At 21.3% G+C, this 14,686-nt stretch carries 9 protein-coding genes; all 9 read left to right on the top strand.

Features of this window, described 5'->3' with window-relative positions:
- Positions 1-153: 153 nt before the first annotated feature.
- The gene (locus tag ACXX85_RS03600) at positions 154-711 is read left to right on the top strand and encodes a hypothetical protein (protein WP_458560652.1); all 558 of its coding nucleotides are present in this window, start codon (positions 154-156) and stop codon (positions 709-711) included.
- 164 nt (positions 712-875) lie between these two features.
- A complete protein-coding gene (locus ACXX85_RS03595; protein WP_436358566.1) occupies positions 876-1,601 on the top strand; it encodes an ATP-binding cassette domain-containing protein in 726 nt (241 codons plus the stop codon).
- The gene (locus ACXX85_RS03590) at positions 1,579-3,249 is read left to right on the top strand and encodes a hypothetical protein (protein ID WP_436358564.1); all 1,671 of its coding nucleotides are present in this window, start codon (positions 1,579-1,581) and stop codon (positions 3,247-3,249) included. Before ACXX85_RS03595 ends, ACXX85_RS03590 begins: the two co-directional genes overlap by 23 nt.
- Entirely contained in the window at positions 3,249-6,800 is a 3,552-nt protein-coding gene (locus ACXX85_RS03585) for a hypothetical protein (protein ID WP_458560651.1), read from the top strand. The genes ACXX85_RS03590 and ACXX85_RS03585 overlap by 1 nt, the downstream gene beginning before the upstream one ends.
- On the top strand, positions 6,781-9,153 hold the full coding sequence (locus ACXX85_RS03580) for a hypothetical protein (RefSeq protein ID WP_458560650.1): 2,373 nt from the start codon (positions 6,781-6,783) through the stop codon (positions 9,151-9,153). The genes ACXX85_RS03585 and ACXX85_RS03580 overlap by 20 nt, the downstream gene beginning before the upstream one ends.
- Complete coding sequence (locus ACXX85_RS03575) at positions 9,153-10,241, top strand: hypothetical protein (protein ID WP_458560649.1); 1,089 nt, start codon at positions 9,153-9,155, stop codon at positions 10,239-10,241. The genes ACXX85_RS03580 and ACXX85_RS03575 overlap by 1 nt, the downstream gene beginning before the upstream one ends.
- 13 nt (positions 10,242-10,254) lie before the next feature.
- The gene (locus ACXX85_RS03570; RefSeq protein WP_458560648.1) at positions 10,255-12,480 is read left to right on the top strand and encodes a hypothetical protein; all 2,226 of its coding nucleotides are present in this window, start codon (positions 10,255-10,257) and stop codon (positions 12,478-12,480) included.
- The gene (locus ACXX85_RS03565) at positions 12,480-13,571 is read left to right on the top strand and encodes a hypothetical protein (protein WP_458560647.1); all 1,092 of its coding nucleotides are present in this window, start codon (positions 12,480-12,482) and stop codon (positions 13,569-13,571) included. Before ACXX85_RS03570 ends, ACXX85_RS03565 begins: the two co-directional genes overlap by 1 nt.
- Before the next feature lie 403 nt (positions 13,572-13,974).
- A partial coding sequence (locus tag ACXX85_RS03560; protein WP_458560646.1) for a hypothetical protein occupies positions 13,975-14,686 on the top strand: 712 nt, incomplete at its 3' end.

The raw sequence follows: 14,686 nt of genomic DNA, 5'->3' as shown, positions 1-14,686 counted from the left end.
TGTTGAAAATGTGTCATTTTTTGCTAAGTATAGAAAAATAGTAAAAATTTAGGTTTTTATTTCTTTTTTGTTCAAATATTTTCACAAAGTGAAATAATTATATTGTATATACATTATGGTTGTATATAAATTAAATAAACAAACAGGAGAATTATGTACCAAGATAAAAAGAAAATTTTAGCATTAGGTTTTCTTTCAAATTTAATGTTAACAATATTTATATTTTTTCTAATTTTATTTATAACATTTAGTGAAAAGCAATTGCATTATTTAGATAGAGGATGACAATTTGTATTAACTCTTTGTATAATTTACTATTCTTTATTCAATTATCTAATTTTCATTATCTATAAGTTTTTCCTTATTAAAAATGCAAAATTAGGTTTTAGCAAAAAAATTATTTTTATATTTTTCACTATGTTATTTTATTTTTTAATTTACAAAAAAGAAAATTTGAACCTAAGTTTAAATGTAAAAAACAAAAAAATAATATTAATTGCTTATGCAGCAATAGTTTTTATTGTTTTTGGTATATTAATGGGCGTTTTATTTATAGGTATACTTAAAATTGGTTTATTTGTTTTACAAATCCCATTTCATTTCACTATTTTTCCTGCCGCTATCAGTGTTTTAATTATTTCAATATTGGAATATTCTAGTTCATCAAAAGAAAAAAGTAAAATAAAAAAGGTTGTTGATAACAAAATTTAAAAAAGTTTATATCCGCTATTTAGTTTTTTAAAATAGCGGATTTTTTATTCAAAAGAATTTTAAATAAAAATTTAAGTAAAAATAATCCCTAATTTATTCAAAATTTTTTATTCTTTTTATAAAAAAAGTGAATTTTTTTAAATAAAATGATATAATTAGAATATATGAGTAAAGTAGTTATCAAAAATGTGAGTAAAATTTATAAGGACAAGAAAATATTAAACAATATTTCACTTAACATCGAATTTAAAAGTTTTTATTTAATAGCAGGAAATAATGGTTCTGGTAAAAGTACACTTTTAAAAATAATTGCTGGAAATGATTCAGATTATGATGGTGAAATTTTTATAGACAATGAGTTTTTAGAAAAAATCAAAGGTAAAAAAGATGTTTTATATTTCAACACTGATTTGAAATTTCCAAGCAACATGAGTGCATTGAAATTTATTGAACATTTTTATTATTATTTTCATCAAAAGAAAATTTCAAAACAAGCAATAAAAGATAAAATGCAAGAATATAAAATATCCTTTAATAAAAACCCAAATAAATTTTCTTCAGGAGAAAAACAAAAATTAATTTTGATATTAGTGGAATTTATTAAGCCAAAATTACTACTAATTGATGAATTAGAAAGTAATTTAGATATTTATTGAAAAGAAAAGTTTTACAAAACTATAGATAATTTAAGAGTTGAAAACGATATGACTATTGTAATCGTTTCCCATGAGATAAATAATATCTTGCCTTATGTTACAGATTTTGTATTGCTTGATTCAGGTGAAATTAAAGAAATCAATTTAAAAGAAAATAAAAACAAAAAAGAAAATTTTACAAAAGTAATTATAGAAACACTCAAAGGAGAATATGAAAACAATTTTAAAAAATAATTTTAAGTATTTATTTAAAACACATACAATTTGAATATTGTTGGTATTTTGTTTTTTATCTTCGTTTTCAGTAATTCCTGTAATTTTAAGTAAGAATAATTTAATAAACTATAATTGATTTATCTTTTATATTAATTTTGTCATTTGTGCAATTATTTCTTTTACTTTGATTTATTTACTTTTTATAGGAACTAAAAGAAATTTCTACGATGGTTTTCAAAACACTTTATTTTCTAGTAAAAGAGTAATTTTATTTTCTAAAATAATAACTATTTATATATTATTTAGTGTTACAAATTTCCTTGTAATATTAAATCAAATAATAATTTCTCTCGCCACCTCTAGTGAGTTAGTTGTAATTTATATTACTTTATTAAATTGACTAGTTAATAACTTTGTTTTTATATTATTTTCCTTTATTTTTCTTTTAATCATCAAAATTTTTAAATCATCTATGAAAAATATTTTGATCAATTCAATGATAACTAGTACTTTTATTTTAATTCCTGTTATAACAAGAAGTACTATTAACTATTCAGAAAATTATAAAAATCCAAATATTTTTCAAGCTATAGAGTTATCAAAAGAAAATAAAATGAATTATTATAATGTTTCTGAAAAGTTTTTAAACTATAAAAATAAAGAATATTTTGATTTTATTGAATCGCTATATTTACTTTCAATTTTAGTATTTAAAGAAAATATGCACAACAATATAAAACATATAGAAAATAAAGGAAATTATAATACTTTATATCAAATAAATCAATTTGACAAGCATGATTGAGATACTACTAACAATGAATATTTTTTATATAAAGAAAATCAAGAAGCACTTTTAATCTTAGATAGAAATTCATTATTGTCTACACTAAATTTTTCTAACATAAATAAGAATATAAATTATGAAAATCTAAAAGTAAAAATAAATAAAGATTTATGAGATGAAAAAGATTTTAGTGATGATGAAATTTTGTTTATAAGACAACTAAATGGTTTAGATAATATAAATATTCAAACTTTTAAAAGAGATTTTATCTATTTTCTAAAAGACCAATTTTTTATAAAACAATTTATTGAACAAAATTCACAAGAATTATTTGATTTTCTGAATTTATTGTTTATAAAAAGAAGATTTATAAATGATAAATTTGTAAATAATAAACTGAGCAAATTTTATGTAGAATCTTTGATTTTAAATAATAAAGAAATAGATTTAAATTCAAAAATAGATAATCAAGATTTTGAATTTATATCTCAAAAATATTTAATATTCAAGGATAATAAAGTTTGAATATTAAATAGTGCATTTAAATATTTTGAAGTAGATTTATCACAATTTCATATTTATTATTCAAATATTAACACAATCGATGATTGAAAAAATTATTTGATTTCTGAGTCATTTTCAATTCAAAATTTATCTGATAAATTGAAAAACTTTAAATATCTATCAAACAATGAAAATAAAAATTATGAATTTGAATTTTTAGCAAATAAACCAAAAATTACTGATTTTCAATATGTTGTAACTAATAAAATATCAGTAAAAAATAAGTTTAATTATTTAGGTTTAACTTTAATAATATTAGTTACATTACTAAATGGTTCATTTCTAATATTTTATTGGGTAAAAAGGAGTAAATAATGAAAAAATATATTAAAAATTTAGGTTTTGGTGCAATAGCAACAGTTTTAGTAGGTTCAGGAGTTGCTGCTGCCATTTTAATGCCTATAAATAAAGAAAATAAGAAAACAATTAATGAAGAAGAACAAATCAAAAGTAGTATTTTAGAACAATTAAAACAAGAAACACAATATCAAAGCAAAGATGTTTTTGTTTCAAAAACATTAGATAAACTAATCGATAATTTTAGTGATTTAAATGTAATGTTAGATCAAAAAATAGAAGCAGTTGAATTCTTTTCTAATAAAGATATTCAAGAACTTGAAAAACAGATTTTACCAAGTAATGAGTTAAATTCTAATTTATTTGGACCAACTCTTGTAAGAAAAGATGAATTAGAAAATAAAGAAGTTTTTCTTGGAAAAGATAATCAAGTTTTTACTGATGAATTAGAAGCAAAACTTTCATATTTTAATGTAAATTCCTTTTATAAATATGAAACAACTTTTGATAAAAGCAGTGGCAATGCTAAAATTTTTCAAACTAAAGCTGAATTAATTAATTATTTTGAAAGTCTTTATCAAGAAATTGCTACTAAAAATATATCAGATAAGCAAAAATTAAGTGAATTAAAATCAAAAATTAAATTTGCTAAAACTAATAAACATATTAAAGCACCAAATGATTTAATTTCTTTTTCTGATATTTCAATTAAATCTAATTTAGATAATTTTGTAAAAAATAATTACAAAAAATACATTTATTTTAAAAACAAAATTTATGAATATGATAACTTTATCAAAAATCAAGTATTTGATTCATATTTAAGTGAATTACCGATTTTAAAATTAAATTCAACTAACGGACAAAATAAATTTATTGTTGATTTAGATAAATCAGTAAAAGAAAATTTCTATGGGAAATTATTTTTAGATAGTCCATCAGGTTCTATAAATGACATTGTTGATGTAAATAATTGAAATAAAAAAGAGAGAGAAGAAAAATTATTTACAAACCCAATGGAAGAAACTAAAAAAAGTCTTGTAAATAATTTTGTCTCTCGAATTATTAAACAAAAAAGTGATGCTAATTTTGACAAATTCCTTTTAAATTCCCATTTAAACGAAAATGATAAAGAAAAATTACAAAAAGATTATAATCAAAATTTCTCAATTTTAAATAATTATTTATTAAGAGAAGATCTAGAGAATTTGAAAGAAGAATTTTCTAAAATTAAATATGCTAATTTAAAAGACGTTACTCTTTGAGACAAAATTCAAGATGCAAATAAGATCCTTTTAAAAGGAAAACACGGAACTATATTTAATCAAATTTATTCCTTTTATATTTCTTCTATTTCAGCAATGTTTGAAAGTAAAATTAACTTTAAAACAGTTTATGTATTTAAGAAATATATAAAATCATTTTTAAATACTATTAATACAACTTTAAAAGAAATATTCACAGATGAATTTTATGTTACAGAAAACAACGAACACATTGATTTATTAAAATTGTATGGTTTAAAAGATGATTTAAATATTTCGGTATCAACAAGTCCTGACTACTTTTTAGGTTCGCTTACACAAAGTACTAAATTTATGAATGCAATTAATTTAATAAATTTTGCAACCGCTTCTTTAACTAACACAAATTCAAGTGAAGAATTTGATAGAATCCTTTTATTAAAAGACACTAATAGCGAAGAAGAATTAAGAAAATACAAAGAATTTTTTGAATTGTATTCTTTAACTTCAAAAACCAAAAATGCCTATAATTACAACGAAAACACTTTAGAATATGTTAAAAATGTTCCTGTTTTTAACTCTTTAAACAAGAGTCAACAAGAATTTATTGATGCTACTATTTCAGTTTCAAAAAGCATTAAATTTGTTTTAAAATCTTCAATAGAACAATTATTAACACTACCTGATGTTGATATTTTTAATATTAAATACGAAGAAAGTGGTAGTTCTTATATTCCACCTAAAGAAATCAAAACATTAAAAGGTCAATATAAAGATTATTTTGAATTAATTAGTTTTGTTAAATTTGCTTCAAACGATTTTGCAATTCACACTTCTTTAATCGATTCTCCAAAGTTTTATGACACCGTTTTAACTTTAAGACAAGAAAAAGATAAAATACTAAAAAAAGTTGATCAAAAAACACATTGAAAATGAACAAAAAAATTCAAAAGTACAGGAAAATACACAAAACCAACTAAAAAACACATTAGTGAACAAAATCAAAAATTTTTAAATAAAAGTGCGGCACTTTTAGGTCTTGCAACAGATTTTATCTTCTTTGCAAGTACAGAAAAAACACTAGAATCCACCTTATATTTTATTAAAAATGCAGCAGGTGCAATTAAAAACTTAAGTAAAGTTTTAGGACCTTGAGCTTTTGGTGCTGAAATTCTTTTTGACTTTATTATTCAAGCGATAGGAACAGAAGAATTTCATGAATATGTTTTTAAACCAAATTCAGAAGAAGATTATATTTGACAAGGTGGAAGTTCCACAAAACGTTTTTGAGGATTATGAAATAAAGTAAATTCTGATATTAGCAAGATCAAAGATAAAATTTTAACACCAGTAAAAATTTTAAATGCAACAGTAAAAGATGAATTTTATTTTAATAATAAAAAATATGATCAATATATGTTTGAATATCTTAAAAAAGAAGTAATTCAAGAAATAGAAAAAGGAAATTTACAATTAGAATACATTGATGATTTAAAAATATTATATTCTTTTGAAAAAGAAATTCCTACATCAACTTTTGATAAAAAGACAATGCCTTTCTTTGAGAGTGTCCAAGAGTTACAAAATTATTTAGCAAACGAAGATAATCGCGCTAGATACTTAACTGATATTACTTATTTAAAATTTGATTCTGATAATTTTCAATATAAAGTAGATAACTATAAAGAATTAATGAAGAAATTCATTAACTATTTAAACATTAACTTGAAACCAATTTATTTATTGCAAGTTCCTGAACTAAAAGATTCTTATCCTTTAGAACAAGAGAAATTTTTAGAAAATCCTTCGCTAGAAAAATATGATACTTCTTATTTAAGTAGAGAAGAAATTGAAAAATTATTATTAAATAATGATTTAAGCAATAGTGAAAGGTTTGTTGTACTTGATACAAATATTCGTTCTAATTCTAAATATGTCTATTTAGATGTTAAAAAAGAAATAGAGCAACTGCTTACTAAATATGCAGACAAATTTAAAGTTAGATCTAAATTTGTTTTAAGAAGAGATATTGATGGTCAATATAAATATAGTGAACTGAAAAGTTATCAAAAAGTAATTCTTTATAAAACTTTTGATAAAGAAAATAATGTGAAATACTTTTTAAATTATGATCAAGCAAAAGAGTTTTTAAAAACAGATAAAAGTTTAGATATTAGAAAAGAAGTTTATCGCTATAATCCAAGAACTGTATATTCTTATTTAGGAAAAGAATTTGACTCCAAAGAAGAATTAATAAATTACTTCATAGAAGAATATAGAAAAAACAAAATAAAAGGAGAAAACAATGAAAAAAATAATATTTAGTTTAACAACAGCAGCTTATGTTTCTTTACCGGTAATTTCTGTCTCTGCTTCTGGTGATTCAGAAACAGGACATTTATATGTAATAGAAATAAATGGTGTACCTAAATCATTTAGAAATCATCAAGAAATTTTAAATGAATTATTAAAAATAGGAAACAGAAGATTTACAAGTGCAATTGGTTTAAAAGACACAAATAATCAATATGGTCAAGTTTTTCTTGAACCAGAAAAACTTTATAAATACGATCGAGAAAAAATAAAACCTGCATACAGAGATATTTTTGGAAATTATGTTGATAATCAAAGACTTGCAATTGATTCATACATTTCTGAAAACAGAATAGTTAAAAAATACTTTGATAGTTTCAACAATCCTTTTGATACACAAGAAGAAGCACAGTTAAGTATAGTTGAAGGGATTAAAGAAAATTTAACTTATAATCCGTTTTATGAATTTAAAGTTAAGGAAGTAAATCAACCAGAATACGATTTAAAAATTAATCCATTTATACAAGATGATATAGATAAATTGAGAGATATTTTAGCTAAAGAAAATGTAATTTTACGTCATAAAGACGATTTAGAAAATGTAAAAATTAATCAGGAAAAACAAGGAATTACACTCAATGGAAATGACTATATTTATCATAGAGATAATACTGATTTAGAAAATTATTTAAAAAATATTATGAATAATTTTATTGATGATTTATTTGATATGAAAAACGAAAACGTTTTTAAATTGCAGTTTAAATTAGTTGAAACAAAAGGAGACAAAAACAAATCAAACAATGCTTTTGAAGTTTCTATTAATGATGATGAAAGTAATTGATCTATTATGCAAAATGATGAAAATGGTCTTACTTTAGAAAAAAATGTTAGTCAAAATTATATTGATAAATATAATGTTGAAAACGTTTTAGAAACAATGAAAAATTCTGATGACTACTTCACAACAGATTTAGAACAGAAATATAATTTTTTTGTAAATAAAGTTGGAGATGTTACTCTTAGATTAAAAGATAAAAACTTTTTATCAATAAATAATATGAATATAAAAACAAAGACTAAATGAAAACTAGATGAACGAGCAATTGTAAGATATTTTGGTTTTTCTAAAGCCCCAGTAAGTATTTTGGATTCTTATGATTCAGCAAGAGCATGAAATAATTTTGATATAGAAGTAAACTTAAAGTTGGATAAATATAAATTAAAAAGAGTTTTTGAAAATAGAGTTAAAAATTTAAACATACAAACTATAAATAATCAAATAGTTTTAACACTCAATAAAATTTTGAAAAACAATCCTGAATTAAAAGAAAAATACAGAGAACTAAATAATGATTTAATCTTAGATATGGAAAGTAAAATTTTATTATTACAAAAAATAAAAGAAACTCCAATATCTATTGATAAAATTTATTATTATTCTCTAAATGAAATTTCTAAGGAATTTATTAAAAAAGATTTTAAAAAAGAAAATAATTTTAATAAAATCATAAAAGATCAAGTTAAGGAATATTTAATTAACTCTTTTAATGCTTTAAATAATTATTATGTCAAAAACAAATTCTTTTCTATAAATGATAAATTTGTTTATAAAAATCAAAATAATATATCAATGTTTGAAAATATAGAAAAAAATGATTATACAATTATTAATCATAAAAAAATAGTAAAAAATCCATTTAATAATCAAAAAATAAAATACATAAATAAAACAGATTCAACCATAAATGGATTAAATCAATTAAGAAGCATTTGATTAGATTATTATAAAAATAATAAAGACAAAAAAGATAAAAAATTATTTAACATTTTGGAAAATTTTAGTGAATATTTTAGAAAAAACAAAGAATTTTTATTCTTAGAAAATACTAAAATAGGAATTTTAAAAAACTTTATTTCTGTAGATGATGCTGAGAAAAAAATCTATAACTATAATTCAAGGTATACAAACATTACAGAATTAGCAAATCAAACCGAAGAATCTAATTTAGAAGAATATCTTTTAAAAAGAATGAAACCTAAAGAAAGATATTACATACCAGGACTAAAAAGTACCCTTATCTCTCGTGGACAATCTTTTAGAGAAGAATTATTTGAGTTTAATGACCCTAAAATTTTTCAATTAAACTATAGACTAATCCTAGGAAAATTAATTCTGCCTGTAGCAGAAAGAAGATTTTATGTAGAAAATAACAAATCTATCGAAATAAAATCTAATTATTATAACTTGTGAACCATAGATTTAAATAATCAAGAACTTTTCTTCGATTCTCAAGAAGGTATGATGTCATATTTAAAAGATTACATAAAATATAGAGCTAAAAAAATAGAAGGGACTAAATAATGAAAAAGAAAATATTATTAACAAGTGCAGCAATCGTAACTTTTGCTTCTGTAAATTTGGTAGTAAGTTGTAATTATGAAGAAAAATCCAAAGAACCAAATTTCCCAAAAACACCTGAAGAGCAAAAATATGATGAACTTTTTAGCAAATATAAAGAAAAATACGTAGGAACTGATAATTATGTATTTGATGATTTTGAAGAATTTGATTTTAATAATATAAATCATTATCAAATAGTTAATGCTAAAAAATTAGTAGAGTTAAATCCTGTATTTCAAATAAAAAATATTAAAATAGAAAATAATCAAAATATTTATTTATTTTTTACTAAAGAAAGTGAAGAAAAATTTTATACATGATTTAATGATTTTGAATTTAAATATAAAGTATATAAAGATGTTATAGATAAATTAGCGCCCGAAAAGAAAATAAAGTATTTAAATAATAAAGATGTCTATTTAGTTAAAGAAAGTAATTATAATTTTACTTTATCTAAAACGAAAGATTATTATAGTGAAATAATGGCTGTTAGTTATTTTGTTATGAACAGACTAGTTCAAATACCTAATGTAAAAATAGAAGGCTTATTTGCTTTAACTTCTGCTATGACTTTTGGTGTAAACGATGAACATAGTTACTTTTCATCACTAGATATAAAATCAAATTTAACTTTCGGAGAAAGAGGATTCAGAGATCATTTCAAAATTTTTTCTATACCTAAACCAAAAATAGAAAAATTATTTCCAAATATGACAAAAAAAGAAATGGAAAAATTTAATGTTACTGCTCCAAACATAAAATTATTAACAACCATAGATTTTGAATTAGATTCAGACAATTATTTAAATGATTGATATAATATTGAAAATGATTTAAGTGCAAGAGAAAATGTTGAAACAATTGCAAATCAATACTCAGAAAACTTCTTTGATTATGATTTAACTTTTTCTAGAGAAAGAAAAGTACAAGATTATGATGTAAAAACAGATGAAAAAAGAGAATATATTAAAAAAGATTCTATTCACTTTATATTGTCAAGACCTTTAAAAATCATATCTACTGAAGGAAAAAATCAAAAACAAAATTAAAATTCTAAATGAATTGTTAAAAATAGGAAACAGAAGATTCACAAGTGCAATTGGTCTTAAAGACATAAATAATCAATATGGTCAAGTTTTTCTTGAACCAGAAAAACTTTATAAATACGATCGAGAAAAAATAAAACCTGCATATAGAGATATTTTTGGAAATTATGTTGATAATCAAAGACTTGCAATTGATTCATATATTTCTGAAAACAGAATAGTTAAAAAATACTTTGATAGTTTCAACAATCCTTTTGATACGCAAGAAGAAGCGCAATTAAGTATAGTCGAAGGAATTAAAGAAAATTTAACTTATAATCCGTTTTATGAATTTAAAGTTAAAGAATTAAATCACCCAGAATATGATCTAAAAATCAATCCATTTATACAGGATGATATAAATAAATTGTATGAAAAATTATCAAAAAATGATATAAGTGTTCGTCATAAAGATGATTTAGAAAATGTAAAAATTAATCAAGAAAAACAAGGAATTACACTCAATGGAAATGACTACATTTATCATAGAAATAATACTGATTTAGAAAATTATTTAGAAAATATTATGAATAATTTTATTGATGATTTATTTGATATGAAAAACGAAAACGTTTTTAAACTGCAGTTTAAATTAGTTGAAACAAAAGGAGATAAAAACAAAACAAATAGTGGTTTTGAAGTTTCAATTAATGATAATGAAAGCAATTGATCTATTATTCAAAATGATGAAAATGGTCTTACTTTAGAAAAAAATGTTAGTCAAAATTATATAGATAAATATAATGTAGAAAATGTTTTAGAAACAATGAAAAATTCTAATGATTATTTTACAACAGATTTAGAACAGAAATATAATTTTTTTGTAAATAAAGTTGGAGATGTTACACTTAGATTAAAAGATAAAAACTTTTTATCAATAAATCATATGCATATAAAAACAAAGACTAAATGAAAACTTGATGAACGAGCAATTGTAAGATATTTTGGTTTTTCTAAAGCACCAGTAAGTATTTTGGATTCTTATGATTCAGCAAGAGCATGAAATAATTTTGATATAGAAGTAAACTTAAAATTAGACAAATATAAATTAAAAAGAGTTTTAGAAAATAGAGTTAAAAATTTAAATATAAAAACTTTAAAACAGCAAATGATTTCAACATTGGATAAAATGTTTAAAAATAATTCTCAATTAAAAGAAAAATATAAAGAATTTAACAATGATTTATTGTTAGATATAGAAAGTAAAGAAGAATTAATTCAAAAAATTAAAGATCAAATCGATAATTTGTTACTAAGTTATGATTATGTCTCTTATAATATAAAAAACTCTATTTATAAAAACAAAGTAGAAACAATAAAACAAAAAATAAATAATTTTAATAGTTTAATAAAAAGTGAAATAATTCAACAATTAAAGGATAAAAGAAATTCGAAATATTATATATATTCTAGACACAAATTTTTATCTTTAAATGATAAATTTGTTTATAAAAATCAAAATAATATATCATTATTTGAAAACATAGAAAAAAGTGATTATACAATTATTAATCATAAAAAAATAGTAAAAAATCCATTTAATAATCAAAAAATAAAATACATAAATAAAACAGATTCAACCATAAATGGATTAAATCAATTAAGAAGCATTTGATTAGATTATTATAAAAATAATAAAGACAAAAAAGATGAAAAATTATTTAACATTTTGGAAAATTTTAGTGAATATTTTAGAAAAAACAAAGAATTTTTATTCTTAGAAAATACTAAAATAGGAATTTTAAAAAACTTTATTTCAATAGATGATTCTGAGAAAAAAATCTATAATTACAACTCAAGATATACAAACATTACAGAATTAGCAAACCAAACTGAAGAATCAAATTTAGAAGAATATCTTTTTAAAAGAATGAAACCAAAAGAAAGATATTACATACCAGGACTAAAAAGTACCCTTATATCTAGAGGACAACCTTTTAGAGAAGAATTATTTGAATTCAACGATCCTAAAATCTTTCAATTAAATTACAGACTAATTCTAGGTAAATTAATTCTTCCTGTGGCAGAAAGAAGATTTTATGTAGAAAATAACAAATCTATCGAAATAAAATCTAATTATTATAACTTGTGAACCATAGATTTAAATAATCAAGAACTTTTCTTCGATTCGCAAGAAGGTATGATGTCATATCTAAAAGATTACATAAAATATAGAACTAGAAAAATAGAAGGAGTTAAATAATGAAAAAGAAAATGTTATTAACTAGTGTAGTCATCTTAACTTTTGCTTCTGTAAATTTGGCAGCAAGTTGTAATCAAGAAAAAATCGAAAAATCTAATTTTCCAAAAACACCTGAAGAGCAAAAATATGATGAACTTTTTAACAAATATAAAGAAAAATACGTGGGAACTGACAATTATGTGTTTGATGACTTTGAAGAATTTGATTTTAATAATAGAGATTATTACGAAATAATAAATCTTAATAAATTATTAGAAAGAAGACCAATTTATAAATATGAAAAATTAGAAAATTTTAATAATGAAAATATTTTTATATATTTTAAGCAAGAAAAAACCAAGATTTTCTTTAATTGATTATCAAATTTTAAGTTTAAATTAAAAGTTTACAAAGATGTTATTGATAAGTTGGCTCCAAACAAAAAAATAAAATATAATGATGGAAAAGAAATTTATTTAGTAAAAGAGAGCAATTATAAATTTAAATTTAATTTTTCTGAAAGTGATAAGGATTATAATGAAGTTTTTTCAATCAATACTTCTATTATTGAAGGATTATTATCTATTCCTAATTTGCATTTAGAGGGTCGTTTTGTTTTTAACAAAGTGGTATATTTTCCTAAAAATTATGAAAATAACTATTTTTCTAGAATAAATTTATTATCTAATTATACTTTTTTTGAATATAAAAACAACGAAAATTATAAATGATTTTCTACTCCAAAACCTAAAATAGAAAAATTAATACCAGGTATTTCAAAAAAAGAAATTGAGAAATTTAATTCTTATACACCTATAATAAATCTATCCACAACTTTTAATTTTGGTTTTAAGTCTGAAAATGATTTTAACGATTGATATAATATTGAAAATGATTTAAGTGCAAGGGAAAATTCCCAAATAATTGAAAATCAAAATTCAGAAAAATTTTATAATTATGATTTAACTTTTTCTAGAGAAAGATTAGAAAGAGAATATTCTAGTGAAATAGACGATTATAAAGAACATATAGAAAAAGATTCTATTCACTTTATATTGTCAAGACCTTTAAAAATTATATCTACTGAAGGAAAAAATCAAAAACAAAATTAAAATTCTAAATGAATTATTAAAAATAGGAAACAGAAGATTCACAAGTGCAATTGGTCTGAAAGATACAAATAATCAGTACAGTCAAGTTTTTCTCGAAACAGAAAAACTTTATAAATACGATCGAGAAAAAATAAAACCTGCATACAGAGATATTTTTGGAAATTATGTTGATAATCAAAGACTTGCAATTGATTCATACATTTCTGAAAACAGAATAGTTAAAAAATACTTTGATAGTTTCAACAATCCTTTTGATACACAAGAAGAAGCACAGTTAAGTATTATTGAAGGAATTAAAGAAAATTTAACTTACAATCCGTTTTACGAATTTAAAGTTAAAGAAGTAAATCAACCAGAATATGATCTAAAAATTAATCCGTTTATACAGGATGATATAGATAAATTGAGAGATATTTTAGCTAAAGAAAATGTAATTATTCGTCATAAAGATGATCTAGAAAACGTAAAAATTAATCAAGGAAAACAAGGAATTACACTCAATGGAAACGACTATATTTATCATAGAGATAATACTGATTTAGAAAATTATTTAGAAAATGTTATGAATCATTTTATTGATGATTTATTTGATATGAAAAATGAAAACGTTTTTAAATTACAATTTAAATTAGTTGAAACAAAAGGAGATAAAAACAAATCAAACAATGGTTTTGAAGTTTCTGTTAATGATAATGAAAGTAATTGATACATTATGCAAAATGACGAAAATGGTCTTACTTTAGAAAAAAATGTTAGTCAAAATTATATTGATAAATATAATGTGGAAAACGTTTTAGAAACAATGAAAAATTCTAATGATTATTTCACAACAGATTTAGAACAGAAATATAATTTTACAGTAAATAAAGTTGGAGATGTTACACTCAGACTCAAAGATAAAAACTTTTTATCAATAAATCATATGCATATAAAAACAAAGACTAAATGAAAACTAGATGAGTATGCTTTTCTAAGACTTTTGGGTTTTTCCAAAGCACCAGTAAGCATTTTGGATTCTTATGATTCAGCAAGAGCATGAAATAATTTCAATATAGAAGTCAACTTAAAATTAGATACAAATAAATTAAAAAGAGTTTTTGAAAATAGAATTAAAA

Source organism: Mycoplasma sp. Z386 (assembly GCF_054343375.1).
This window is presented reverse-complemented; position numbering and strand designations above follow the sequence as displayed.